Source organism: Paenibacillus aurantiacus (assembly GCF_042431225.1).
GTDB classification, from domain to species: domain Bacteria; phylum Bacillota; class Bacilli; order Paenibacillales; family Paenibacillaceae; genus Paenibacillus_Z; species Paenibacillus_Z aurantiacus.
Window position 1 is genome coordinate 279,186 of sequence record NZ_JBHMDO010000003.1, and the last position, 24,140, is coordinate 303,325.

At 54.3% G+C, this 24,140-nt stretch carries 24 protein-coding genes and 1 pseudogene; 4 read left to right on the forward strand and 21 right to left on the reverse strand.

The window, feature by feature from the left end; genetic code table 11:
• Positions 1-18 precede the first annotated feature (18 nt).
• The 10 genes and pseudogenes from ACFFSY_RS02145 to ACFFSY_RS02190 form a co-directional block, all read right to left on the reverse strand.
• Positions 19-843: a carbohydrate ABC transporter permease gene (locus ACFFSY_RS02145; RefSeq protein ID WP_377489182.1), complete on the reverse strand. Its 825-nt coding sequence runs from the start codon at positions 841-843 to the stop codon at positions 19-21.
• Between the two features lie 4 nt (positions 844-847).
• On the reverse strand, positions 848-1,735 hold the full coding sequence (locus ACFFSY_RS02150) for a carbohydrate ABC transporter permease (RefSeq protein ID WP_377489185.1): 888 nt from the start codon (positions 1,733-1,735) through the stop codon (positions 848-850).
• A 91-nt stretch (positions 1,736-1,826) separates the two neighbouring features.
• Positions 1,827-3,113, reverse strand: coding sequence for an ABC transporter substrate-binding protein (locus tag ACFFSY_RS02155; RefSeq protein WP_377489188.1), 1,287 nt, complete (start codon positions 3,111-3,113; stop codon positions 1,827-1,829).
• A gap of 227 nt (positions 3,114-3,340) precedes the next feature.
• The gene (locus ACFFSY_RS02160) at positions 3,341-4,384 is read right to left on the reverse strand and encodes a LacI family DNA-binding transcriptional regulator (protein ID WP_377489190.1); all 1,044 of its coding nucleotides are present in this window, start codon (positions 4,382-4,384) and stop codon (positions 3,341-3,343) included.
• Between the two features lie 367 nt (positions 4,385-4,751).
• Positions 4,752-4,970, reverse strand: a pseudogene (locus ACFFSY_RS02165) (reverse transcriptase domain-containing protein); the annotation flags it as partial.
• A gap of 8 nt (positions 4,971-4,978) precedes the next feature.
• On the reverse strand, positions 4,979-6,601 hold the full coding sequence (locus ACFFSY_RS02170) for a diguanylate cyclase domain-containing protein (RefSeq protein ID WP_377489193.1): 1,623 nt from the start codon (positions 6,599-6,601) through the stop codon (positions 4,979-4,981).
• 371 nt (positions 6,602-6,972) lie between these two features.
• Positions 6,973-7,380 (reverse strand): sensor histidine kinase, encoded by a 408-nt coding sequence (locus ACFFSY_RS02175; protein ID WP_377489196.1) that lies wholly within the window; start codon positions 7,378-7,380, stop codon positions 6,973-6,975.
• 501 nt (positions 7,381-7,881) lie between these two features.
• Positions 7,882-9,531: a methyl-accepting chemotaxis protein gene (locus tag ACFFSY_RS02180; protein ID WP_377489199.1), complete on the reverse strand. Its 1,650-nt coding sequence runs from the start codon at positions 9,529-9,531 to the stop codon at positions 7,882-7,884.
• 22 nt (positions 9,532-9,553) lie between these two features.
• Positions 9,554-10,552: a BMP family lipoprotein gene (locus tag ACFFSY_RS02185; RefSeq protein ID WP_377489202.1), complete on the reverse strand. Its 999-nt coding sequence runs from the start codon at positions 10,550-10,552 to the stop codon at positions 9,554-9,556.
• 303 nt (positions 10,553-10,855) lie between these two features.
• The gene (locus tag ACFFSY_RS02190) at positions 10,856-11,197 is read right to left on the reverse strand and encodes a zinc ribbon domain-containing protein YjdM (RefSeq protein ID WP_377489690.1); all 342 of its coding nucleotides are present in this window, start codon (positions 11,195-11,197) and stop codon (positions 10,856-10,858) included.
• A 184-nt stretch (positions 11,198-11,381) separates the two neighbouring features.
• Between ACFFSY_RS02190 and ACFFSY_RS02195 the strand changes: the two genes are divergently transcribed.
• Together ACFFSY_RS02195 and ACFFSY_RS02200 are read left to right on the forward strand one after the other, a co-directional pair.
• The gene (locus tag ACFFSY_RS02195; protein ID WP_377489205.1) at positions 11,382-11,717 is read left to right on the forward strand and encodes an ArsR/SmtB family transcription factor; all 336 of its coding nucleotides are present in this window, start codon (positions 11,382-11,384) and stop codon (positions 11,715-11,717) included.
• Between the two features lie 172 nt (positions 11,718-11,889).
• The gene (locus tag ACFFSY_RS02200) at positions 11,890-13,623 is read left to right on the forward strand and encodes a SulP family inorganic anion transporter (RefSeq protein ID WP_377489208.1); all 1,734 of its coding nucleotides are present in this window, start codon (positions 11,890-11,892) and stop codon (positions 13,621-13,623) included.
• Between the two features lie 323 nt (positions 13,624-13,946).
• Here the strand turns inward: ACFFSY_RS02200 and ACFFSY_RS02205 are convergent, their stop codons facing one another.
• The 3 genes from ACFFSY_RS02205 to ACFFSY_RS02215 all read right to left on the reverse strand — a co-directional run bounded on the left by ACFFSY_RS02205 (position 13,947) and on the right by ACFFSY_RS02215 (position 17,095).
• Positions 13,947-14,579 (reverse strand): bifunctional 4-hydroxy-2-oxoglutarate aldolase/2-dehydro-3-deoxy-phosphogluconate aldolase, encoded by a 633-nt coding sequence (locus ACFFSY_RS02205; RefSeq protein WP_377489211.1) that lies wholly within the window; start codon positions 14,577-14,579, stop codon positions 13,947-13,949.
• Between the two features lie 201 nt (positions 14,580-14,780).
• Positions 14,781-16,133, reverse strand: coding sequence for an A/G-specific adenine glycosylase (gene mutY / locus ACFFSY_RS02210; RefSeq protein WP_377489693.1), 1,353 nt, complete (start codon positions 16,131-16,133; stop codon positions 14,781-14,783).
• A 167-nt stretch (positions 16,134-16,300) separates the two neighbouring features.
• A complete protein-coding gene (locus ACFFSY_RS02215) occupies positions 16,301-17,095 on the reverse strand; it encodes a helix-turn-helix domain-containing protein (protein WP_377489214.1) in 795 nt (264 codons plus the stop codon).
• Between the two features lie 183 nt (positions 17,096-17,278).
• Between ACFFSY_RS02215 and ACFFSY_RS02220 the strand changes: the two genes are divergently transcribed.
• Positions 17,279-17,668, forward strand: a complete 390-nt coding sequence (locus tag ACFFSY_RS02220) for a c-type cytochrome (protein WP_377489217.1) — start codon at positions 17,279-17,281, stop codon at positions 17,666-17,668.
• 122 nt (positions 17,669-17,790) lie between these two features.
• On the opposite strand, the gene ACFFSY_RS02225 is transcribed toward ACFFSY_RS02220, so the two are convergent.
• The 8 genes from ACFFSY_RS02225 to ACFFSY_RS02260 all read right to left on the reverse strand — a co-directional run bounded on the left by ACFFSY_RS02225 (position 17,791) and on the right by ACFFSY_RS02260 (position 22,687).
• Positions 17,791-18,030, reverse strand: coding sequence for a hypothetical protein (locus tag ACFFSY_RS02225; RefSeq protein ID WP_377489220.1), 240 nt, complete (start codon positions 18,028-18,030; stop codon positions 17,791-17,793).
• Between the two features lie 97 nt (positions 18,031-18,127).
• Positions 18,128-18,535 (reverse strand): holo-ACP synthase, encoded by a 408-nt coding sequence (acpS, locus tag ACFFSY_RS02230; protein ID WP_377489222.1) that lies wholly within the window; start codon positions 18,533-18,535, stop codon positions 18,128-18,130.
• An 89-nt stretch (positions 18,536-18,624) separates the two neighbouring features.
• Positions 18,625-19,434, reverse strand: coding sequence for an NAD(+) synthase (nadE, locus tag ACFFSY_RS02235; protein ID WP_377489225.1), 810 nt, complete (start codon positions 19,432-19,434; stop codon positions 18,625-18,627).
• 13 nt (positions 19,435-19,447) lie between these two features.
• Complete coding sequence (locus ACFFSY_RS02240) at positions 19,448-19,882, reverse strand: BrxA/BrxB family bacilliredoxin (RefSeq protein ID WP_377489228.1); 435 nt, start codon at positions 19,880-19,882, stop codon at positions 19,448-19,450.
• Between the two features lie 124 nt (positions 19,883-20,006).
• The gene (locus ACFFSY_RS02245; RefSeq protein ID WP_377489696.1) at positions 20,007-20,390 is read right to left on the reverse strand and encodes a DUF3905 domain-containing protein; all 384 of its coding nucleotides are present in this window, start codon (positions 20,388-20,390) and stop codon (positions 20,007-20,009) included.
• Positions 20,391-20,435: 45 nt separating this feature from the next.
• A complete protein-coding gene (locus ACFFSY_RS02250) occupies positions 20,436-20,564 on the reverse strand; it encodes a hypothetical protein (protein WP_377489231.1) in 129 nt (42 codons plus the stop codon).
• Positions 20,565-20,614: 50 nt separating this feature from the next.
• Entirely contained in the window at positions 20,615-22,273 is a 1,659-nt protein-coding gene (locus ACFFSY_RS02255) for a two-component system sensor histidine kinase NtrB (protein ID WP_377489234.1), read from the reverse strand.
• 42 nt (positions 22,274-22,315) lie between these two features.
• Positions 22,316-22,687, reverse strand: a complete 372-nt coding sequence (locus ACFFSY_RS02260; RefSeq protein WP_377489237.1) for a LytTR family transcriptional regulator DNA-binding domain-containing protein — start codon at positions 22,685-22,687, stop codon at positions 22,316-22,318.
• 183 nt (positions 22,688-22,870) lie between these two features.
• On the opposite strand from ACFFSY_RS02260, the gene ACFFSY_RS02265 reads away from it, so the two are divergent.
• The gene (locus tag ACFFSY_RS02265; protein WP_377489240.1) at positions 22,871-24,133 is read left to right on the forward strand and encodes a BaiN/RdsA family NAD(P)/FAD-dependent oxidoreductase; all 1,263 of its coding nucleotides are present in this window, start codon (positions 22,871-22,873) and stop codon (positions 24,131-24,133) included.
• The last annotated feature ends 7 nt before the right edge of the window (positions 24,134-24,140 follow it).

Sequence of the window (24,140 nt, forward strand, 5' to 3'; positions counted from 1 at the left end):
TTCAATGTCCCTTCTCTGCTACCCTTTAACCGATCCGCTTGTGATCCCGCTGAAAATGAACCGCTGCATAAACAAGTACAAGACGACGGTCGGAATCATAATGAGCAGAATCGTCGCGCATATATAGGACCATTGTGCCTGATTGTTGCTGGCGAACCGCATAATCGCCGTCGACACGGTAACGAGATCCCTCTTCGGCATGTAGAGATACGGGATGTACAACTCGTTGTAAATATTGATCGTTTTGAGAATGACGAGGGTTGCCGTTGCCGGACCGAGTAAAGGGAAAATAATCGAACGATAGATGCGGAATAAGCTGGCCCCGTCCATCATTGCGCTCTCATCCAGCTCGTATGGAATATTGCGTATAAACTGCAGGTAAATGTAGATCTGCAGAACGTCGGCTCCGATGAAGAGAACGATTGGCGCATACAGGGTATTAAATAGCCCCAGCCATTGAATGATGGAGAATACGACCACCTGGGTCGTAATGGTCGGGATAATGGTCGCGAATAGAAACGCGCCTACGACCAGCTTCTTTCCCTTGAAATCGAATCTGCCCAGCGCATAAGACACCATTGTGCCAAGCAAGATATTGCCTAGAATCGATACGGCGGTAATGATAAACGTATTCGAAAATGCTTGAAGGATATCTGCCCGTTCAAATACTTCAACGAAGTTATCCAAATACAGAAAGCTGTCCGGAAGAGAGAATGGACTAGAGCTCTCGTCGGTCCTCTTGAATGCGTTGACTACGACCACATAGGGCGGGAACAGTACAACGAGAGCCGCAATGGATACAAGCATATATTTCAAGCTATTCAGGAGATCAAACTTTTTCATGGGGCTACTCCGCTCCCTTTCTGCTTAAGGCTAGATTTTGGGCAGCGAGTATGAGCAGCGTCAACAGCAAGAGAACAACGCTCATGGCAGAGGCAAGACCAAAGTTATTAAATTGGAAGGCGGTTTGTATCGTCTTGAAGAGGAACGTTTCGCTAGACCCTACAGGTCCGCCTTTCGTCAATACGAATGGAAGATCAAATACGGATAACGCTCCGCTCAAGGTCAGGAACATATTAAGCTGAATGATTTTGCTAAGACTCGGCAGCGTCAAGTTCCACAACACCTGCCATCTTCCGGCTCCATCGATTCGTGCCGCTTCGTACATATCGCCCGGTATCGCTTGAAGCGCCCCCAAGTAAATAATCATCGTGTACCCCATATATCGCCACACGCTGATCGATGCTAGCGTATAATTGACCAGCGCCGAGTTGCCCAGCCAGCTTTGTTGAAGCGATCCGAGTCCCAGATAGCCAAGCAGCGTATTTAAGGAGCCCTCCGTAGTGTCAAACACATACTGGAACATGAAGGCAACGGCTACGCCGTTCATAATAAACGGAAGAAACAGCAGAACGCGGAACCCGTTTCTTCCCCTTAATTTCGAATTGAGAATGATCGCAAACAACAGCGCAATCGCGTTTTGCAGAATGCCGCCGATTACATATGGGATTTGATGAACGAATACGCCGAATAGATCAGGATTGCTGAAAATCTCTTTATAATTATCCAATCCAAGAAACGAGTAGTCGGAGCTGGTGCCGTTCCAATCGGTGAAGCTCAAATAGACTAATCGAACTGCCGGATAGTAGGTAAAGATCAATAACATCAATAACGGTATAGCTAGAAACGTTCCCAGTATGAGTTTTCTCTGTGTCCGGTACGATAACCCGCTCATTAGCTCCACACCATTCCTTCGTCGAGACCTCGGCAGCCGGCCTCGCTAGCCGGCCGCTTCGCTCTCGCCTGATTGATTTCCTATTTCCGAATTACTTCGCCTCTGTCCATTTCTTGTTGTAATCATCGAACACGTCTTGCGGATTCTTCGCCAGCACAAACTCCTGCACGATCGCTTCCTTCGTAATTTGCGCCTTATTCGTTCTTTCCGTTGACTCGATCGTATCCGGGGTCAACTCGATGTAGTTCGGCTTGAAGCTCTCGTATTCCTGAAGCTGCGGCAGAGCAGATTGCGCATCCTTGAAGATTGGAAGCATGTCGTCGCCTGCACCGGACTCTTCAAGCATCCACTTCACGAATGCCTTGGCGACGGCGATGTTCTTGCTATCCTTATTCACGCCGTATACGCCTGAGCTTGGAGACAGGACGGTATTATGGCTGCTCTCGTTATTGTAGGGGAATGGGAAGAACCCTACGTTATCCGAAGTCGTTCCCGCGCTTATGAGCTGCGGAATAATCCATTGGCCGAGATACATCATGGCAAATTTTCCGGTTGCAAAATCTTTCTTCGATTGTTCCCAGTTCGTAGAGTTGACGTCTGCCTCCAGATATCCCTTTTCATACATCGTTCTGATGATACTCATCGATTCTCCGAACGGCCCTTCTAACGTGTAAGGCGTATCGGACTTCACCCGGTCATTATAGAAGTTGCCGTCCCCCGCAATCGCGATCGGCACTTCTTTGGAGAACGGATACAAGGGCCATTGCTCTTTGAAGTTGGAGGCAAAAGGAACGACGCCTTTGGCCTTAAGCTTATCTGCCGCAGCATAGAAAGCATCCAGCGTTGTTGGAATTTCCGTAATGCCGGCGTCAGCAAAGGCTTTCTTGTTATATACGATGCCGACTGTCTCTACACCGGAGGCGATCCCGTATACTTTTCCTTCGAACGATTTATAATCCTTGAAGCGGATTCGATCATTCAGCCCGAGATCATCAAGCGGCGCATAGTAATTCGGCAGTTCGGCATTCGAGATCGTCGGAATGTTCATAACATCGGGAAGATCTCTGGAGGACAGCCGCACTTTAGCATTTTGATCGAAGTCCTTGATCGCCTCGAACTCCACGTGCGCGTTTGGATACTTTTCGTTGAAACGTTTCGCATATTCATCGTACGTATTGCCAATCAAATCTGTACGGTTGCTTAGATAAGTAATCGTACCGCTGATTTCTTCTCCGGTACTTTCCTGTTGATTGGCCGAATTAGCCGTGTCCGTGCTGCTGCCATTACTATTGCTAGCATGATTGCCGTTGTTGCCGCAGCCGGCGAGCAAGCCGCCGAGCAGCATAGTCGCCAGAAGGATTGAAGTTTGCTTTTTCATCTTTCTACCCCCGCTTGAATTATTGATACCGCTTACAGTTGTTACTATACCACCGCCCAATATTTTAATCAACAGTTTCTTATACAGTTTATTAAACTGAATAAGAAATTCGTTTTTAAGGCGTAATAAAAGCAGCCTACAACGCAAAAACGTCGTACTCTTGATTAACAAGAATACGACGTTTCTCAGTACGGTTTTATTGGCAAATAAGGGCCGTAGCGAAATGATTACAGCTTTTTGACTGAGGCACGCTCGATCAGTTCCGTGCTGATCAGAACATGCTCCGTATCCCGATCCGGCTCGGCAAACCGACTGAATAATACTTGAACGGCTCGTTTACCGATTGATTCCTTTGGTACCTTTACCGTCGTTAATCGGGGGCTCAGCATCTCTGCAAGCGTGAGATCATCAAATCCGATGACCGAAATATCCTCTGGACATCTTAACCCAAGATCTGCGACAACCTTCAACGCCTCGAAAGCAATCATATCGTTCGAACACATGAGTGCGGTTACCGCCTCTTCTTCTGCCATCAGGGCCCGCCGCAAATTGTCGGCAAACTCGGGATTCACGTAGTTTCCATTCCCGCTTACGCCCATGCCCTTGATGAGAAGTTCGGAAGATGGAGCGGGTAAGCGATCGCCGGCATCCGATATCGCTTCCGCGTATCCTCGTTTTCGCTCCCGAAAGCTCCAAGCCGTTTCGTGGTCGCCGACGAATGCAATCCTTCGGTGGCCTGCCGCAATCAAATGCCTTACCGCATGGTAGGTACCAAGAAAGTTATTGGCCAAAACGTGATCAACTGCAGGATCAAGATGGTTGGAATCCACCATGACAAGCGGCAGACGTTTGCCTGTTAGAATCTGAACATAAGGCTCCGGCATATGTCCAAGTACAAGCGCTCCGTCAACCTTATCTTCTGATATGCTATGCGGAATTCCTTCTGCCGGATGCAATTCGATATCAATCCCTGACAGCAGCATGCTGAATCCGTTATTCGTCAACTCCTGGTCAACGCCATGAAGAATTTTGCCCCAATACTCGAAGTCGCTTAAGTAAGCCCGCGGCATGAGAACCGCTATATTCCCCGTCCTTACAGCCGGCTGCTTACGAAGGGACTTCACTTTATATCCCATCTCCTCGGCTGTACGCCAGATCGTTTCTTTGGTGTCGTCTTTCACGGCAGGATCATGCGACAACGCTTTGGAGACGAGCGCCTTCGAAACTCCGACTCGTTCGGCTATCATTTGTAGCGTTATCTTCTTCATCATTCCAAACTCCTCTTGGTCTAATAGAAGAATTATACCCCGATGCACCATGAAATTTCAACTTTTATTAAACTTTTTAACAAGACGCTATGCTTTACTTTGGCAACTATGACGAACAACAACGAGGGATTCTCCTACCTCAGTCGGCTGTTAGTTGGACTCCATGATTCTACTGTTTTGGTCTGAATTCTGCACTAAATAAAGCGATTTTAAGGATCGACCTTCACGAATAAACAACGAAAAGACGGCAATGGAGATCCCATCGCCGTCTTCCATTCCGCCTTATCTAGGACGGTTTAATTCTTGTACAACCTCGAGCGGCACCTTCAGCTCGCGGGATTCCGTCAGCAGTCCATTCACCTCTTGCTGCACGACGGTTCCATGACCGGTCGACCGCACTTTTTCTCTCGGTTCACTTTCAATTTCAGCCTTCCTTCCACAAACTCGGTTACCGTCTTCAACACGCGTTCGCTTGCGCGCTTGCTTCCCACGAAATGTTACAATCGTCCGCATAACGGGCGAATTGCAGTCCTCGCTTGGTCAGTTCTTTGTCAAGGTCATCCAGTAGAATGTTGGCCAAGGGAAGACTCGGCGGATTCATCTGTCGGTCCCGCTCGTCTCATCGGTCAGTTCCAGCCTCTTCGTATAAAATTCCAGCCTCCCCCGAACCTCCGCCCCTTTGGAACGGTACAGCGCCAGATCGGAACGGCGGTAAAGCGTATTCAGATCCTGGCCGTCATCCGGGAACAGGCTGACGCCGGCACTTGTGCCGACGCTGACCAGATGCCCTTCGATTGAAACCGGCTCTCGAATCCCCTCGAGCACCCGGCTCATGTAATCCACGATTCGATCCCTGCTCTCTACATGGCGCAGCAGGATGGCGAATTCATCGCCGCCCAGCCTGGCCGAGAAGACATCCGGATTCTCGACGCGCCCGATCGCTCTGGCTACATGCCGGAGGACATCGTCGCCGGCCATATGGCCGTACGTGTCATTAACCGCCTTGAATTTGTCCAGATCGAGCAGAACGAGCGCCAGCTGTTGTCCGTTTTTTGCGGCGCGGGCGATTTCATCGGTTATTTTCTCGTGATAATAGAAGCGGTTGTACAGACCCGTCAGCGGGTCGTGATAAGCGAGATGCACGAGCTGCGTCTGCACCTGCTTGAATTCCGTCACGTCGCGCACGCTGAGGCAGAGCAGCCGCTCCTTCTCGAACTCCATCAGCTCCACGTTATAGACGACGTAGATCCGTTCCCGGCGATGCGTTTGCCATACCGTCTCCTTTTCTTTCCTTGGCGCCTTATTCGAGAAAATCCCCATGAGCTCCCGATACTCACCATAATGCTCGACGTCAAACAACCCGGCAAGCGGCGTCTCCCTCAACTCTGGAGCCTCGCGGCCGACCAGTCGGCCCGCGGCTTCGTTGGCATCGTGAATGATGCCCCGTTCATCGATAATAAAGATGCCGTGCGGCGAATTGTGGAACACGACTTTGAACCGCATATGGTAGGCCGGCAAGAAGTTGTATTTCACCATGACGTACCGGATGCAAATCATTTCGAACAGGGGGCCGAAATCCTCGATATTCATGCCGTGCGGAACGAGGCGCAAATTCCGGAGCACATTGCTGAAGACGATCACCGCCAGCATGACCAGAATGCCGACGAGCAAAATGCGGATCTTCTTCCTCTCATCCTTCTCCTCCTTGCCCGCCCTCCGGGATGCAAGGTACAGCTCGATAAGAATGGCCAAAATGTAGGCGATCATAAGCAGGTTGACGACCTGACCGAGCCAGTTCGTAAAAAAAATGTTGCGTTCGATCGCATATGCGATCGGGTCTGGATACAGAACGTTGTTGTACAGCACCATGAGCACATACATCAGCGGCAAGGTGATCGGCACGACCCACCTTATCGCGCGGTACTTCCTCGCCACCCGGGTCGCTTTGGGCCGGAACGTCTCCATGTAGAACCAGAGATCGAGGCTGATCGTCAGCATGCTTAGCGGCATCTTCCATTGAATCAGGAGTACTTCTACCGCGGCCTGGGGAAGAACGGTCATGAAATAGTCGATGACGAAGCTGACAGTCGTGATGAACGCGATCGCCGCGGCGAGTCGATGGATCAGATTGCGGTCCCGGAACAGAATCTCGACGCCCAGGTAGAACGAGAAGAAGGCCGGCAGGAGGTACAAGAGAAAGAAGAAGACATAGTTGTTCATAGATGAGACCTCCAGTCTTGGGATAGTGGCAGCGGAGAGGAATGGGGTCCGGTAGGCCCTGCCAAAGATTGGGCCGCTGATCGTGTTAGCTTTTACTATTTTATCGGTATTATCCTCCAGTAGGTGAAGGGTGAAGAGAAGGGATAGTTCCCGTTAAACGAAAAAAGACCTCCGATGGCGATCTTCATCCGGCTCGAACGAGCCACTTTGGGTTAATCAATCGACGCGAGCTCCCGCTGACCTTCCATGTTTTTCAATGAGCTCATCAACAAAGGTCGGGATGCCGTTTGCTAACAAAGCCTTCCCCGTACCAGTCGATGACGTGCTTCAGCCCTTGTCGGATATCGAATTCGTCATCCGCGATAATCACGCTAAACATTACTTCTCGCCTCCGTCTGCTCATGATGTCTTGGAATATGGAGCGTAACCGTCGTACCATCGTCTGCCGTACTGTCCACCGTCAAGCCGTAGCCTTCCCCGTAATGCAGCACGATTCGGTCATGTACATTCTGAAGCCCGATAGCCCGACCTTCTTTACGATGCTTGCCCGTTCCCGAGAGTGAAGCGCAGATACGTTCCAGCTTCTCGCGATCGATCCCGATCCCATCATCGCGCACAACGATGAGTACTTGATCGGCTTCTTCCTGTACGCGGATCGAGATGACGCCCTTACCCTTTTTATTCTCTATCCCGTGCTTGATCGCGTTCTCTACGATCGGCTGTACGATCAGCTTCGGAATCTTGAGCGGCAGAAGGGATTCATCGACCTCCTGTTTCACCGTAATTTTATCGTGGAACCTCCCTTTCCGGTCCACGCACTTCCGGTTTTCCGCAACCTATACAAAAGGTCTTATACTCGTACATATGTATTCCGCTCCCCTCGCCCCTCCAGACGGAAAGGGCGCAATGTTGTTGGTCATAATCCGGTGATTTGCGATCAACGATTCATCGATGCAGCAGATCCTCGATGAATCTGCGGAAGTAGGAAGCAGTATTCATCGCCTCGCTGAATCACAGTCCGAAACATAATAAAAGGGTTATCCGAATCATCATCGATAATCGGACAGCCCTTCTTTTGTTCAACCTCAATTACTCTCACTCAACTTTATTATGGAAGCACAATCTGTACGATACGCTCACCTGCTCGTAATTCGCGTGAATAAAGGCGGCCAGCTCCTGATCATGGTCGTGAAAGCCTGCTCCATCTTTTCAGTGACCGTTCCCGGCAGCGTAGTGCCTTCAGTCAAGCCGCCTTTTTCAACTTCATGCCAACCCACGCTTTACAGTTGGAAACGTCTCAGCTCCGACTGCATATCCGCTGCAATGCTGCGCAGTGCCTTCACCTTGCCTGCCGCTTCCTCGAACGCGCTCTGCTGCGTCACGGTCGAAGCTGTAATCTCTTCGCTGCCCGCCGCCGACTGCTCGGTAATTGCGCTAATGCTTGTCATCGCCTCCTGCACTTCCGCACATGTCCGCCGCGAAGCTTCCATATCCCCCGACATCCTGCCCAGTTGCTCTGCGATCTGCTGCACCTTCTCGCGGATGTGGGCAAACGCTTCATGCGTCTTCTCCGCAGCCGCCTCTTGTACCCGGAACTGCTCCATGCTCTCCATCACGGACGAGCGAACATTCCCCATCGAAGCCGTAATTGCGTTAACCGCGCTGAAAATCTGTTTTACCGCTTGCGTCGATTGATCCGCAAGCTTCTTGACTTCGAATGCCACGACGGCAAAGCCTTTACCGGCTTCGCCCGCACGCGCTGCCTCAATCGATGCATTCAGCGACAGCATGGTCGTCTGTTTAGCAATGTCGGACACGGTGCCCGCCATCTTCGAGATCTCTTCTGTGCTGGACGCAAGCTCCCGCACCGTTCGCTCTACGGCCGTCATCGCTTCACGGTTACCCGTTACGATCCGAAGCTGCTCATCCATCATATCTCCGCCCTGCTGAATCGCCTCCACAGCTTCCTCGCTGCGCCGCTCGGAGGTATGCATCATCGTAAGATTGGATGAGAACTTGTGCTCCATGTCGTCGACCAATACTACGGTCGTCGTTACATCCTCGGCAATGCGCTGGCTGCCGATGGCCAGCTCCTCTGTGGACGTGGCCACTTGGGAGACAACTTCCTTCATATTCCCATTATGGTCGTCGATATCTTTGGCCATCTGTTCGACGCGCTCACCGGCTTCCTCTACCGATTGGATAATGCCGCGAATGTTCCGGACCATGATCTGGAATGCGCCACTTAGCTCTTCGATCTCGTCTCGGCCCTTGGCGGGGGACACCGTAATCGCCAAATTCCCCTGCGCCATCTGCTGCGCGGCTTCGTTCAAACTCCGGATGCGCCGCACCAGCTTTCGGGCTGTCCATGCATTATAAGCGCCGACAGCGACGAGGAGCAGTACAGCTCCCGCAAGCGCCAGCTGCCAGGTGAGCCGGATATTGTTAGCCAGCTCAGCCGTGTATTGATCGTACTTCGCTTTAGCGAGCAGATCGAGCATGTAGACGTCATTTTGAATCCCCAGTGTACGGAGCGACTGCCGCTTAGCCTCCGGACTAAGCTTCTCGTTCATTGCCTTCTCGGCGGCCGAAGACAGCTCCTCGCTCTTCTTTGCAACGGTTGCGAGCAGCTTCTGCTGCTCCACATCTTGAATGCTGGTCTGCAGCTTCTTGATCGTCGCCTTCGTCGCTTCCAAAACGGTGGACACATCGGTCTTGTTGCTATCCGTCATCGAGAAAGAAAAATTGCCGAGCGCTTGGCTAGTTTGAATGAATTCGCTTTTCAGATCCTGGATCGTAAGCATGGCCGGCACGAGGTCCTTATTTTGCGCGTTCATATTCAACAACTGCACGATAATATAAGCGACCAGCGCCAGTGAAGCGAGCAGAGAGAGCAGCGCGTTGGTGAGTAGTTTGCCTTGAAGTTTCATGAGTGCTCCTTTCTTATCCCGTCTAAGGAATTTGGACGGTGATTTCGCCCGAAACCAGTTTTTGCTTTAGCTCGTCCAACTGCTTCTGCTCGTGCTGCATAAGGCTTATGACCCGGATGGGAGCAAGTCCCACTCCATTGTCCATCAGACCGAATACCATATGCTGCTCGGCAAATTTCCCGCCGTTTTTTTCGAAGTCTATCACTGCTTTGTAGACAGCAACGTCGACATTCTTCATCATGGAGCTGATGACCGCTTTTTCTGCGACAAAATATTGGTCAGAATCGACGCCGATTGCATAAGCGCCGTGCCTGACTGCTTCCTGCAGCGCGCCGACGCCAGTGAAGCCGGCCGCCGTATAAATGACGTCAGCCCCTTCGCCGATCATCTGCTTGGCTATGCTCGCCCCCAGATCGGCCTTTCCGAAATCCCCTGCATACTTGACGTCAACGGCCATGTCCGGATCGACCATCTTCACACCCTGCTCAAAGCCGGCTTGGAATTTATGGATAACGGGTGCATCCACTCCGCCGATGAAGCCGACGTGATTCGTTCGGCTTGCCATCGCAGCCAAAGCGCCGGCCAGAAAGCTGCCCTCTTCCTCTTTGAAAGTGATCGAAGCGATATTCGGCAAATCCGAGGTTTCGTCAATCAGCAGAAACTGCTGATCGGGATGCTGCTTCGCCGACTTCTCCATGCTGTCCTTCACCATAAAGCCCAGACCGACAATCAGGTCACAATTTTCTTGCGCGAGCTCCTCGAAGCCGTCATCGTACGTCTTGTCCTTCGAGATTTCTTTATAATCGAAAATAATGCCGTTCTCGTCACGCGCCTTCATCAGCCCGCGGAAGGCAGCATCGCTGAAAGATTGGTCCCCAAGACCTACGTCCGACAGCATGATGCCGATTTTCGTTTTGTCCGATAATGGCGATGCCTGCTCGGTTCCGCAGCCGCTGATCAGCGCGGCGGTTACGAGAAGGATGAGACCGATTATCCATTTCTTTCTGCCTTGAAAATGCAACCTCTCCACCTCTTCTGTGTATGGTTCTATACTCCTAGGTCTATTTATCGGCAAAACGGCCATTAAAATATAGTTGTATGATTTGGTAAATTGTAAAAATAACTAAAAACAACTAATACAAAGCGGAACATCCATTCTATCCCAACACTAAAGAAAAAGGTCAGATTTTCAGAAACCATGAGACTATCCTTAACCAATGGTTGGTGACAGGCAATATAGTTGTTTAATGACATGGGCAGCTGGATCATCAAATGCCGCCAAAAAAGGGCACCGTATTGGGTGCCCTTCGTAGTTCGGATTTACTTATGCCTTTTTTACAAATTCAGATTTTAACTTCATCGCTCCAAAACCATCAATCTTGCAATCGATATTATGATCGCCTTCCACAAGACGGATACTTTTCACCTTTGTGCCCACTTTCAGAACAGATGAGCTGCCTTTGACTTTCAGATCCTTAATGATGGTTACGGCATCGCCATCGTTTAATACATTGCCATTGGCATCTTTAATCGTCTTCTGCGCCTCGCTCGCCTCGATATTCGATTGTGCTGACCACTCATGACTGCAACTAGGACAAATATATAATCCTCTATCTTCATACGTGTAATCCGAGTTACATTGAGGACAACTTGGGTAATTCTCCATCACGCATTCCCTCTCTTTCCTATTCTGCACAAAATCCAAATATTCAAAGATTCAAATATAAATGCATTATAAGACAGATCCCTCTAAATCACAATTCATGCACCTTGTCCTTTACAGATGATTGATGTGAAATGTGCTATCATATTCATATATTCAAAAGTTCAGGAGTTAAGGAGTATGGGCCATGAATCAGAATCAAACGATACAACAGTTCAAAGCCGACTTTTTTAAAGCATTGGCTCACCCGATGAGAATTCGAATACTTGAAGTTCTATCTGAAGGCGACAAAAACGTCAACGAATTGCAAACCATCTTGGGCTCAGAGGGCTCTGCCGTATCTCAGCAGCTGTCCGTGCTTCGGAATAAGAACGTGGTGAGCACCATAAAAGAGGGGACATCCGTGATTTATTCCTTAAGAGATCCGCTGATTAAAGACCTGCTGGTCGTTGCGAAGCAGATCTTCGATAATCATCTCGTCAACGCGATTTCATTGCTTGAGGTCATTCGCAATGAGCCATAACCGGCAAAACAAGGGCATCCATGAGCATTTTCAAGGTGCACCTTGTTTTCTTTGTTTTCCGCCGCATTTTTGGAGAAACCTCATCTTTTTTTACGTTTGACTTCTTAAGCCCACGGGAGTACATTTCTTATATATTCAAATAATCAAATATATAATAATAGAAGGTGCTCGAATGAAGTGGACGGGAAGATATGAGCAATATGATGCAGCGGCCTTCCGCAAGGATCTAATTTCCGGGCTAATTGTAGGTATTATCGCCATTCCGCTGGGGATGGCATTTGCTATTGCCTCTGGGGTAAAGCCTGAGTACGGCATCTATACCACCATCATTGCCGGTATATTGATTTCCTTGCTCGGCGGCTCCAAATTCCAAATTGGCGGTCCGACCGGTGCCTTTATTCCCATTCTTTTCGCCATCGTCTTACAGTATGGGTATGAGAACTTACTCATCGCCGGGTTTTTAGCTGGCATAATTCTTGTCCTCATGGGCGTATTCAAGCTTGGTGTATTAATCAAATTTATCCCGCGTCCCGTCACGACCGGATTTACGGCCGGGATCGCCGTTATCATATTCAGCGGTCAAATCGTTAATTTCCTCGGACTTACCGGGACCAAGAAGCATGAAAATTTTCTGCCTAACATGAACGAAATCCTGTCTCATCTGGCATCTCTTAATGGCTACAGCGTGTTAACGGCGGCCATTTGTTTAGCGGCCATCTTGATTTCACCGCGGTTTCTGCCTAAGATTCCCGGTTCATTGGTTGGACTTGTCTTATCCAGCGTTATCGCAGCCTTGTTCTTCAAAGGGCACGTCACGACAATCGGCTCTTCATTCGGCGTAATTCCGAGTACACTGCCCCATTTTCACTTCCCCACGATCACCTGGGATCGCGTGGGCACATTAATTCAGCCCGCGCTTGCCATTGCGCTGTTAGGGGGAATAGAGTCCCTATTATCGGCAGTCGTGGCCGATGGTATGACCGGTACTCGCCATAACAGCAATCGTGAGCTTATCGGGCAGGGCATCGCGAACATGGTCACGCCCCTATTCGGAGGCATTCCTGCGACTGGAGCCATTGCGCGAACAGCGACCAATATTAAGAATGGAGCGGTGTCGCCTTTCTCCGGCATCATACACGGCATTGTCGTTTTTCTTGTTCTGATTTTATTTGCTCCCTATGCGTCTGATATTCCGCTTGCAAGTATGGCCCCAATCCTAATGATGGTTGCGTGGAATATGAGTGAACGCAAGGAATTCGCCCATATCTTGCAATCGAGAACAAGCGATTCCTTGGTGCTGCTCATCACCTTTTTGCTCACCGTGCTCACAAATTTAACGACAGCCGTTGAAGTCGGCTTAGTCTTATCTATTCTTCTGTTCGTCAAGCGAATCAGTGAGCAATTGAAGGTGGTCAAGGTTCTGCCCGACTCGGCGCACAAATCCAATAAGGTGAAAGCATATATGGTCAGTGAGCATCATGACTGTCCCCAGTTCAACATATTCACCCTTGAGGGACCGCTGTTCTTTGGTACCGCCAGTAAGTTTGAACGATCCGTCATGGACATGACGCCTCAGAAGCCTAACATTCTTCTATTACGCATGTCGAAAGTACCCTATATGGATACAACAGGCGAGGCCCGACTCGTGCAATTGATCAAAGAAATGGAGAAATCAGGCGGGGTGGTCCTGATCTCGGGCATTCAGCGGCAGCCTATGGACATAGCGAAGTCAACAGGTTTGTACTCCCTTATCCGAGAAGACCGTTTCTTTGCGCATACAGGCGAGGCGATAAATCACGCACTAACGCTAATGAGCCCAGCCAAATGCAGGGGCTGCACACACGCCGCATTCCGGGAATGTGAGTCGAAGTCGAACTTCGCCGCTAATGAAAAGGTATCCTTGTAACACGGGCATAATTCACATGGCTTGTAACGGAACAAGCCAGATAGCCACACCTGCTGTTGCGGCCAACCTATGTAACCGCTTACCACAATGTAATAAAACTGTAATAATCTCTTCATGTTTCTTTCATCTAAACCCGCTATAATGTACTCATGACCCCCCTTTATTATATATTCTCTCTTGCAGCCTGCGGATTTTTGCCGCAGGCTCCTTTTTTTGTGTAAGATTTCGGAGGCAAAATAAAAAACGCGGCGCTCGCCGCGTTTTCTTACAAACCTTCGTTTTGTAACATTTCTCTCGAATCGTTACGACTATTCGCACCAACCTTACAATCCCCGTGCCGCCTCCGCGAACTGCTTCGCCCGCGCCGTCAGCAGATCGAACTTGCCTTCGCGCGCCCACGTCAGGTTGACGAGCTTGCTGCCCATGCCGACCGCGCAGGCGCCGGCCTTGAAATAGTGCGCGATGTTATCCAGGTCGACGCCGCCGGTCGCGATCATCGGAATCCGGTCCAGCGGCGCGCGAATCTCGGCTAGGTATTTGACGCCGAGCGACGCCATCGGGAAGATCTTCACCGCTTCGGCGCCGGCTTTCCACGCACGTACGACCTCCGTTGGCGTCATACAGCCTGGCCAGACGGGCACGCCCTGCTCGTTGCCATAGACGACGACGGATTCATCCAGGTTCGGCGAGATCAAATACTGCGCGCCGGCCGCGACCGCTTCCTTCGCCATGTCCAGATCGAGCACCGTGCCCGCGCCGATCCCCGCCTCGGCGCCGAACTTCTCCCGCCAGCGGCTAATCATGCCGAGCGCCCCGTCGGTATTCAATGTAATCTCCATCATGCGGATTCCGCCATCAATCAAGGCGCGCGCGGCATCATCCGCATAACGATCCTCAACGCCGCGGAATATCGCCACGATCCGCTCGCGCTGCAATCTCTCCAGCATATCGCTCATCGCAATCAGCTCCCCATCTTTGCACTTGCTATCGCGTGCTTTACTCTTGGTGTAGAACGCTCAGCTGGCTGGTTGCAGCGATTAGCTTAAGTCTGCCGATCTTCTTATTGCCATACTTCTTATTCTCATTCCACTCGCATCAGCCAAACTAGCAAGCTAGCGAATCGTTCGCGCTTCAACGCCGGTCGTCCTCGGCTCCCGTCAACGTGCCGCCGCAATCTCCCAATAGTCGCGAAGAATGCGCAGGAACACGTTCGGGAACGCCAGCTCCTCCATGTCGGCTTGGCCGATCCACCGGTAGTTCGCCGGCAGCGCGGCGCTCTCCGTCACTGGCTCTCCCGCGGTCGCGGCGGTCTCAACGGTCGCGGCTGTATACGCCTCTCCGCCTTCCGCCACCTTGAACCGCATCGCAGCTTCCGCAGCAGCCTGTGCCTCGGCCTCCTCCAGCACGAAACCGAATGCCGCCTTATACACCTGCACATCCCACACGATATGGCTGAACACGTGCTCGGCTTCGCCCCACCAGCCGACCGGGCGCACCAGCACGCGGTCTTCCGCCGCCAGCTGCCGGCACAGCGCGTCCATCTGCGCTTCTTTCCCGGCAGCTGTGCCAAGCGCTAACCCGCTTCCGCCGATTGCCTGCGCATCCGCATCGGTCGCCCCAAGCGCAAGCTGGTCCGCCTTCGCTCGCGCGCCGCGCGCAGGCTTCTTCTTCGGCTCCGCGCCTTCGGCCAGCACATGCGGCAGCTCCCACATGCGGGCAAGCAGCCCGCTTTCCGGACGCTGGCGGACGAGCAGCTTGCCCGCGTGCTCGCCGGTGCCAACGATCAGCGCGGCGAGGCGCGTCTCCGGACGCGGCGGCTTCGCCTTCGTCTTGATCGGCAGGATGTGCTCCTTGCCTTCTGCCCGTCCTTCGCAGTAGGCCATAACCGGACAGGTCAGGCAGCCCGGCGACTTCGGCGTGCAGACGAGCGCGCCCAGCTCCATGAGCGCTTGGTTGAAATCTCCCGCCGCGCCTTCGGGAATGAGCGATGCGGCCAGCTTCTCGATGCCGATGCGCGTCGACGGCTTGGCAATGTCGTCCTCGAGGCAGAAGTAGCGCGACAGCACCCGCATGACATTGCCGTCGACGGCCGGCTCCGGCCGGTTGAACGCGATGCTCATGATCGCGCCCGTCGTATACGGTCCGACGCCGCGCAGCGCCGAGACCATCTCCTTATCGTCAGGCACGATGCCGCCGTGACGCTCCGCGACTTCGCGCGCGCCGGCCTGCAAGTTCCGCGCCCGGGAGTAGTAGCCCAAGCCTTCCCATAGCTTGAGCACTTCCTCTTCCGGCGCTTCGGCGAGCGCGTTAATCGTCGGGAATTTCGCCATGAACCGCTCGTAGTACGGGATGACCGTATCCACCCGCGTCTGCTGCAGCATGACCTCGGATACCCAGATCCGGTAAGGATCCCGGTTGATCCGCCACGGCAAGACGCGCTTGTTCGCGCGGTACCAATCCAGCAGCTCGCGGCTGAAATATCCCTTCGCTTCCGTATTCGCGGCTGCCAGCTCGCTTACGCTTGCACGCGCCCGATCGCCTTCACCCGCTGCTCCCCGCGCGGCCTGCTCATCGCGCCCCAAGGCCGCACCTTCAGGCGTCTGGCCGAGTACCGCGGTCCGGTTCGGCGCCGCCTTGTCCGCGCTCGCTTCTGCCGTCTTCCTCCGCTCCGTCATCCCTACACCTCGCTCTTCTCATCCTCGTCGTGCCTGCCCCGCTGCTGCTGCGAGATCTGCCGGTAACGGCTTGGCGTCAGCCCATAATGCTGGCGGAACAAGCGGGAGAGGTAATGATTCTGCATCCCGACCGCTCGCGCCACCTCCGCCACGCGCACGTCCGTATCCTGAAGCAGCCGACGCGCCTCCTCCAGTCTGCGGTTGTTGACGTACTGGATTGGCGAGCAGCCGGTAACGGACTTGAAATACCCGATGAAATAATTCGGATGCAGAAACGCTAGTTTGGCCAAATCATACACGCCGATGTTCGATGCCAAATGACTATCGATGTACGCGAGCACCGGCTCCAGCTTCCCCATCAGCTCATGATCGTGCATGGGCGTGTTTTGGCAGAAGTCGCATACCTCCAGATAGGCCGCCACCAAATCGAGGAACGCCGCGCGCACGCGCAGCTCCCTGGTGAACAGATCCGATCCGAATGCTTGCACAAGCCGGGCGAAGTCCTGCTCGGCCACCGTTTGTACGAACGGCGCCACCGCCACCGGGAATTCGTCCAGCGGCAGCGTGCCCGCCGACGGGCGAAAGTGACACCAGTACACCTCCACCGGCTCCGGGTTGTCGTTGCCGAACTGCTGCGATGCGCCCGCCGGGAGCATATACATATATCCAGGCTCGAGCGTATACGCTACGCCGTCCAGAATCAGCCATCCCATTCCGCTTCGCACATACCAGAGTCGATAGTAGTCCGGCGTGTCCTCGCGGTGGAACCCGGTATTCAGCTGCGAAATAGTAGCCATAGACACATCAGCTTGAAAGCGGTGAAAATTATTTTGTAATATGGTCTTATAGGTAGAATTCATGTAAACTCCCACTATCTCGAAATCTATATACCAACTACTATTATAAGCCGTATCGGATAAAAAGGACATGTTACTAATTGGCACTGTGTTGATTGACTGCCAACTGAAAGGAGCACGTACATGATTTATCGCAAGTATTCATTCCGCATTCGTCCACACGCCCCCGCAGTCGTCCGACTGACCCTGACCGCAATGGCCGCCGCGGCGCTGCTGCTCACGTCCGGCTGCGGCGGCGGATCCAGCGGACAAGACGGCCCCTCTTCCGCCGAACTCAGCGGTCCGGCCGAGACCCTCACCCTCTACCGGAACAACTGCGTCAACTGTCATGGGGCCGAACTGCAAGGCCGCATGGGCGCCGTCACGAATTTGGCCGAAGTCGGCAGCCGTCTGAGCGAAGCTGAGATCCAAGCGCAGATCAAGGCCGGATCCGGCGCGATGCCCGCGTTCGCCGAGCGTCTGAGCGAAGAGGAGATCAAGGCGCTCGCATCGTGGCTTGCCGGGCACAAGTAGTGGCACGGCGCCGCGCCGCCCGATCGTCAAGACGCGCAAATAAAGAGGATCCGCCACCCGCCTTACCGTACGATCGACGGCAAGCTGCGCGGGGCAGATCCTCTGTTGGTGTCCAGTCCGAATTATCGATAATCATCACGACGCTTCGCGCTGCGCCCGTCTTTCGGCAGTCCCGAGGTCAGCGGTCCGGAATACGTCCAACGACAGGCTCCCATCTGAGGGTGCATCGGGAACCGGTCCCCCTGCAAGAGCGGAAGCTTGCTCCCCCATACATTCGTGTACATGCCGTCGTAAGCGACCTCCTGACCACTGATGAATGTCCACTTCGCCCGGGACTCTTGAATCGTCAAAACATTAGGCACTTGTGCCATCTCCTCTCCCTGATTGCGTACATAACGGTGTATTCACATTATGAGCGTTTGGTGACAAAACCAAACCAGAAAGTGCGTGGGCACACGCCTATTTTACCGACTCTTTAACCTCTTCGACAACGATGAAGGCCGAAGCGAACGGCTGCTCGTGCGTAATCGTCACGTGAATGCGCGTCCGCGAAGCGTCTCTGCCCAGCCGGCTCCACGCCGCTGCGCTTAACGCCGCGCCCGGCTTGCCCGATGCGTCCCTACCGATCTCCATATCCTGGAACGAGAGTTCCTTGCCGATGCCGCACCCGAACGCCTTCGACAACGCTTCCTTCGCTGCGAACCTCCCTGCCGCGTATTCGGCTCGGCGTAAGCCCCCGAGTCCCGCGATCGTCTCACGTTCACCCGGCGTCAAGATACGCCGCAGGAACTTCTCGCCGATCTCCCCGTCCAGGATGGACGCGATTCGCGTCAGCGACGCCATATCATGTCCGATGCCGATGATCATGCTCGTCCGCCTCCTTAAGCCGCGCGTTTACGCAAAAAGAGGGAAGCCCCGGCCAACTGTCCGGTCGTCTTCCCTCTCGCCGCTCCCGGTTAGATGCCCGGGATCGGTTCGCGCTTGTGCGCGGTCTTCACATATTGCTTCTCCAGCTTCTCGCGGGCCGCATCGCCCACTGCCTTGCCTTCGAGGTACGCGCTGTTCTCGTCGTACGTAATGCCAAGCTCCGCTTCGTCCGTCTGTCCTTCCCAAAGACCGGCAGTCGGCGCTTTGTCGAGGATGCTCTGCGGCACGCCCAGACGGGCAGCCAGCTGACGGACTTGACGCTTGTTCAGCGTACTGAGCGGCGTAATGTCGACCGCGCCGTCGCCCCACTTCGTGTAGAAGCCCGTAATGGCTTCCGACGCGTGGTCGGTGCCGACGACGAGCAGGTTAAGCTCGAACGCCAGCGCATACTGCGTCACCATCCGCGTGCGGGCTTTGACATTGCCTTTGCCGCCGCGGCTGATATGACGGGAGATACCGATCGACTTCAGGCTGTGTTCCACTTCCAGCGCGATCTCGTCGACCGCCTCCTGGATGTTGGTCTCGACCTTGTGCGTCAGCTTGAACGCTTCGGCGACCGCGTAGCTATCGGAGATATCGACCTGCTCGCCATAGGGTTGGAACACGCCGAGCGTAATGTACGCTTGGCCGGTCTCTGCGGAGAGCTCGTCGGTCGCTTGTTTGCATAGGCCCGTCGCCACCGCGCTATCGATCCCGCCGCTGATTGCAATCAAGAGGCCGGTCGTGCCCGATTTGCGGACGTATTCCTTCAAGAAGTCGACGCGTTTGCGAATCTCCTGGTCCACATCGATCTCGGGCTTCACGCCGAGACGTTCAATAATCTCCTGCTGCATGCTCATCCCAGGTCACCTCTTAACGGCAGAAACGGTCGAACGCAGACGTCAGATCTGCAGCGATGTCGGCGGCCGAACGGTTCTCGATTTGATGGCGTTCGATAAAGTGAACGAGTTCGCCGTCTTTCATGAGCGCGATCGAAGGGGACGAAGGCGGGTATGGAGCGAAATATTCGCGCGCCTTAGCCGTCGCTTCCTTATCTTGACCGGCGAAGACGGTGTACAAGTGATCCGGCGTAATATCGTGCTGCAGCGCTTGCGCCACGCCCGGACGGCATTGGCCGGCCGCGCAGCCGCATACGGAGTTGACGACGACAAGAGCGGTTCCCTTGGCATCCGGCAGCTTCGCCTCTACGTCCTCGGGCGTCCGCAGCTCCTCGATACCAAGACGCGTCAGATCGTCTCTCATTGGTTGCACCATATCCAGCATATATCTTTCGAACGACATTGACATTCGTTACCACTCCTTATCACTAACGTTTATTACCCATTATACCGCCCGTCTAAAATGAAAGCAAAGAAAAAGCAACCGGCGCGCATCGCTCCGATTGCTTGATGATTGCGCCGATAGCGCGGCGTCATTCCGCCCTGTCCGGCTCGTCCGCTTCCGCGGCGGCATAGCTCGTATTTTTGTCCGGGTGCATGAATATGCCGGCAGCCGGCGCGATGCCCCGCTCGAAATAATCCCGGTTCTCGTCTGTCAGAAATCCGATGTCCTTGTAAGGATGCACCCACTCGTCGCCAGCCATGATGGCCGGGTCGGTGTCTTCCGTCCAGTTCGAGAGCGGCGAGTTCGCCGATTCGTACTCATGATCGCCGATGACGACGCCGTGCGAATTCGTATACGGCGCGCGTGGCCCGCGCCCCTCGCTCAACTCGGGAAGGAAATTGATTTCGAACGGGTCCAGCGCCGGATCATCGGCACTGACAAGCGGCGCCTTGTCCGCTGCGCCTGCCGTCATGTCAACCGACTTCGGCGTGCGATCGTTCGTCATGCCGATCCCGCCTTATTCCGCGGGCCGGTTCGGACCGTCCAGCTTTTTGTCAAAGCCTTCTTGCTCCGGCTGTTTCTGGCCGCGCTGCGATGCCGCGCTGTTCGCGCTTTGCGGCGCGCGGGACTTGTCATTGTTTGCCATGATGGTTGGCACCCCCTTCCAACGGCTATTATGCGCGCCGCAAAGGGGAACTATCCGCCGGCGGTACGATCGAAGCGCACGGTGAACGTCGTGCCGACGCCCGGCTCGGATTCGACCCGGATCGTGCCGCCATGACGCTCGGCGATGCCCAGGCACATCGCAAGCCCCAAGCCCGTCCCTTGCGTCTTGGTTGTGAAGAACGGCTCGAACAGCCGCTCCAGCCGATCAGGCGGGATGCCGTGCCCCTCGTCGGCCACCTGCAGCTCGATATCGGCCGCGGTGACGAGCGTGCGGATCCGAAGCGTCCCCTTCTGCTGCTCCATCGCCTCCATGCCGTTGCGGCACAAATTGAGGATGAGCTGCTTGATTTCCTTCGCGTTCAGCATCAACAGCGGCATCTCGCCGGCCAGCTCCAGCTCGACCTGCAGCCCTCTCATGTTGGCATCGGCCATCAGCAGCGGCAGCAGCTCGGCGACAAGTTCATGCAGCGACACGGGGGCCCGCTCGCTAAGCCGGGTTTGAGCCATCGAGAGAAAGTCGTTGATGATGCCGTTCGCCCGGTCCAGCTCGTCCATCACGATGCGGAAGTAGTCCCGCTGATTCTCCGGACTGCGCTCCCGCATCAATTGAATGAAGCCGCGGATGACCGCCATCGGATTGCGGATTTCGTGGGTGATGCTCGCCGCCATTTGGCCGACCAGGCTGAGCCGCTCCATTCGCTCCGCCTCGCCCTGCAGCAGACGAAGCTCCGTTACGTCTTGGGCGAGCACAGCCGCGCCGATGACATCGCCGCGGGGATCGCGAATGCTGATACCCGTGCACGCGTAAATCTTGCTCTGCTCCCGCGCGTATTCCGTTGCCCCCGCACGCCCGGCCAGCGACTGTTCCAGCAGCTTGGTCAGCACCGGGCCCGATGCATAACTGCCAAGCGCCGCGAAAGGCTTGCCGAGCAGCTCGCCGTCCGTCTCCCGCGCCTGAAGCATCTTCCTCGCCCGCTCGTTCAGATGGGAGATCATCCCGCTTCGTTCCGCGAAAATAACGCCGAATGGATGCTCCTCGACGAACTGTTTCAACTTCTGCGACTCGATGCGGTACTGCGCCATCCATTGCGACAAGTTCTCGTGCAGCTGCAACCGCTCCATGTAATTCTCGATTAAGTAGACGATCATCGATGCGGTTGCGTAATAGAGGAAGATATACGTCCATCCATGCGGAGCTGCAAGCGATGGGAATGACAGTCCCGATGCATCCGGGTACAACGTGAATACCGTCAGATGCACGACGATCACCCCCGTCATTAAGGCGGCGAGGATGAGCTGCTTGCCGCGCCTGCTTTTGTTCCTGAAAGCCGGTCCGCTCCAGTAGAACAACAACGGCATGACGAGCGCCGCCGAGCCCGCCAGTTCCATCAGCGACCAGGCGGCTAGCCCGTCGTGAAGCAGCCTTGCGCCCGCAAATACAGAACCGAGAACCGTCATCGCGCCAAGACCGCCGTATAGGGAGCCGATAAACAGGGGGATGAACGGAAAACCCATATCCAGCCGATTCTCCGCCGTACAGACGACGAAACCGACGAGTAGGGAGCAAATCGAGAACATTGCCAGGTAGAATGGTTTGCTTCTTCGCAAAGCTGTCCGGTCGTGCCAGATTTGAAAAGCGAAGTAGGGCACCGAGGCCGCGATCATTTGCAATAGGGTTTGCTTCCACACGTTAGATCAGGTCTCCCCCTCAGAAACGTTCAATATGGCCCTTTACGTGTCTTGCGTATTGCGGTCGATCCATCGCTGGATTTCGTGCCGCAGCCTTCCCCGGCGCATGTAGGCGACTGTCGTGGACTTGGCGGGCGCGCCCTCGGGAGAGGAGAAGAATACTTTGCCCTGCTCATGATCGTATCGGACGACTTTGCGCTTGTTGACGAGGTTAATCCGGTCGAGCTTGTGGAATCCGCAAGATTGAAGATGCTTGACATACGTTGTAAGCGAGGGGGCCAGAGGATAGTAACTGTCGGTCAACGTATGGAAAACGAGCGCGCCGTTCGCGGATTCGATATACAGAATATCGGCCGCTTCCAGCAGAACGACCGGGGATTCGTTGTTCCGGTCGCGCGTTACGGGGATGATCATTAGCCTGCACTCCATGCATATTGGCGGTTGGTCTTTGGCGCTATACAAGCGCCGTTTCTCCATGCCCCTACTATACAACCTATCGGCATACAAATAAATACAATTATTCAAGTTTAAGAAGAGTGGACGCTAGCGAATCCGGATAGTATGATGAGTAGGATTTCTAACGAGCAGGTGAGCAAATTGAACTATGACGTAATCATCATCGGAGGCGGTTCCGCCGGGCTGATGGCCGCCGTATCGGCGGGCAGCCGGGGCGCCCGCGTCCTGCTGCTGGACAAAGGGGACAAGCTGGGGCGCAAGCTCGGCATCTCCGGCGGAGGCAGATGCAACGTGACGAACAATAAAGAGCTGGACGAGCTGATCCGCCATCTTCCCGGCAACGGGAAGTTTCTATACAGCGCGCTGAACGCCTTCGGCAATAAGGATATTATCGCGTTCTTCGAGAGTCTGGGCATTGCGCTCAAGGAAGAAGACAACGGACGGATGTTCCCTGTCTCCGACCGGGCGAAGACCGTCGTCGACGCGCTGGTCGGACAGGTACGCAAGCTCGGCGTGCAGATTAAGGTCAACGCCCCCGTGAAGGAAGTGCTCTATCATGGCGGGGAAGTCCGCGGCGTTCGGCTGAAGAACGGCGAGACGATCTCAAGCACCGCCGTCATCGTCGCCTCCGGCGGCAAGTCGGTTCCCCATACAGGTTCGACCGGCGACGGCTACGCTTGGGCCGAGCAAGCCGGCCATACGATTACGGAGCTGTTCCCGACGGAAGTGCCGATTACCTCGAACGAGCCGTTCATCCAGACGAAAGAGCTGCAAGGGCTGTCGCTGCGGGATATCGGGCTCTCCGTCTGGAATCCGAAGGGCAAGCGGATCATCGAGCACCGCGGCGATATGATTTTCACCCACTTCGGCCTCTCCGGGCCGACGGCGCTGCGCTGCAGCCAGTTCGTCGTCAAGGCGCTGAAGCAGTTCGGCACCGGCAACGTCAAGATGACGATTGATCTGCTGCCGGACAAGAGCGCGGACGAGATCTACAAGGAGACGCTGACGCTTGCGCAAGCGGAATCGAAGAAAGCCGTGAAGAACGTCCTCAAGAACTATTTGCCCGAGCGGCTCGTGCCGCTGCTGCTTGCGCAGGCTGGCTTGGACGAGCAGGTCACGTATGATAATATCCCGAAGCAGCTGTGGATGGAGCTGGCCAAATTGGCGAAGGCGTTCCCGCTCCGCGCCTACGGCACGCTATCCATCGAAGATGCGTTCGTAACCGGCGGCGGCGTGAATCTGAAGGAGATCGACCCGAAGACGATGGGCTCCAAGCTGGTGAGAGGACTGTACTTCTGCGGTGAAATTCTCGATATTCACGGGTACACCGGCGGGTATAACATTACCGCCGCGTTCTCGTCCGGTTACGCGGCGGGACTGAGCGCGGCGCGGCTCCGCGAATAGCCATCAA

Excerpts from the sequence above, each read along its gene's own strand:
- nadE (WP_377489225.1), bottom strand. The coding sequence starts at position 19,434 with ATGAGCATGCAGCAGGAGATTATTGAACGTCTCGGCGTGAAGCCCGAG.
- ACFFSY_RS02205 (WP_377489211.1), bottom strand. The coding sequence starts at position 14,579 with ATGAGCGATATGCTGGAGAGATTGCAGCGCGAGCGGATCGTGGCGATA.
- ACFFSY_RS02170 (WP_377489193.1), bottom strand. The coding sequence starts at position 6,601 with ATGAACAACTATGTCTTCTTCTTTCTCTTGTACCTCCTGCCGGCCTTC.
- ACFFSY_RS02180 (WP_377489199.1), bottom strand. The coding sequence starts at position 9,531 with ATGAAACTTCAAGGCAAACTACTCACCAACGCGCTGCTCTCTCTGCTC.
- ACFFSY_RS02155 (WP_377489188.1), bottom strand. The coding sequence starts at position 3,113 with ATGAAAAAGCAAACTTCAATCCTTCTGGCGACTATGCTGCTCGGCGGC.
- ACFFSY_RS02240 (WP_377489228.1), bottom strand. The coding sequence starts at position 19,882 with ATGTCAATGTCGTTCGAAAGATATATGCTGGATATGGTGCAACCAATG.
- ACFFSY_RS02160 (WP_377489190.1), bottom strand. The coding sequence starts at position 4,384 with ATGATGAAGAAGATAACGCTACAAATGATAGCCGAACGAGTCGGAGTT.
- ACFFSY_RS02245 (WP_377489696.1), bottom strand. The coding sequence starts at position 20,390 with ATGACGGCAGGCGCAGCGGACAAGGCGCCGCTTGTCAGTGCCGATGAT.
- ACFFSY_RS02220 (WP_377489217.1), top strand. The coding sequence starts at position 17,279 with ATGATTTATCGCAAGTATTCATTCCGCATTCGTCCACACGCCCCCGCA.
- ACFFSY_RS02150 (WP_377489185.1), bottom strand. The coding sequence starts at position 1,735 with ATGAGCGGGTTATCGTACCGGACACAGAGAAAACTCATACTGGGAACG.
- acpS (WP_377489222.1), bottom strand. The coding sequence starts at position 18,535 with ATGATCATCGGCATCGGACATGATATGGCGTCGCTGACGCGAATCGCG.
- ACFFSY_RS02200 (WP_377489208.1), top strand. The coding sequence starts at position 11,890 with ATGAAGTGGACGGGAAGATATGAGCAATATGATGCAGCGGCCTTCCGC.
- ACFFSY_RS02215 (WP_377489214.1), bottom strand. The coding sequence starts at position 17,095 with ATGGCTACTATTTCGCAGCTGAATACCGGGTTCCACCGCGAGGACACG.
- ACFFSY_RS02195 (WP_377489205.1), top strand. The coding sequence starts at position 11,382 with ATGAATCAGAATCAAACGATACAACAGTTCAAAGCCGACTTTTTTAAA.
- ACFFSY_RS02250 (WP_377489231.1), bottom strand. The coding sequence starts at position 20,564 with ATGGCAAACAATGACAAGTCCCGCGCGCCGCAAAGCGCGAACAGCGCG.
- ACFFSY_RS02190 (WP_377489690.1), bottom strand. The coding sequence starts at position 11,197 with ATGGAGAATTACCCAAGTTGTCCTCAATGTAACTCGGATTACACGTAT.
- ACFFSY_RS02145 (WP_377489182.1), bottom strand. The coding sequence starts at position 843 with ATGAAAAAGTTTGATCTCCTGAATAGCTTGAAATATATGCTTGTATCC.
- ACFFSY_RS02260 (WP_377489237.1), bottom strand. The coding sequence starts at position 22,687 with ATGATCATCCCCGTAACGCGCGACCGGAACAACGAATCCCCGGTCGTT.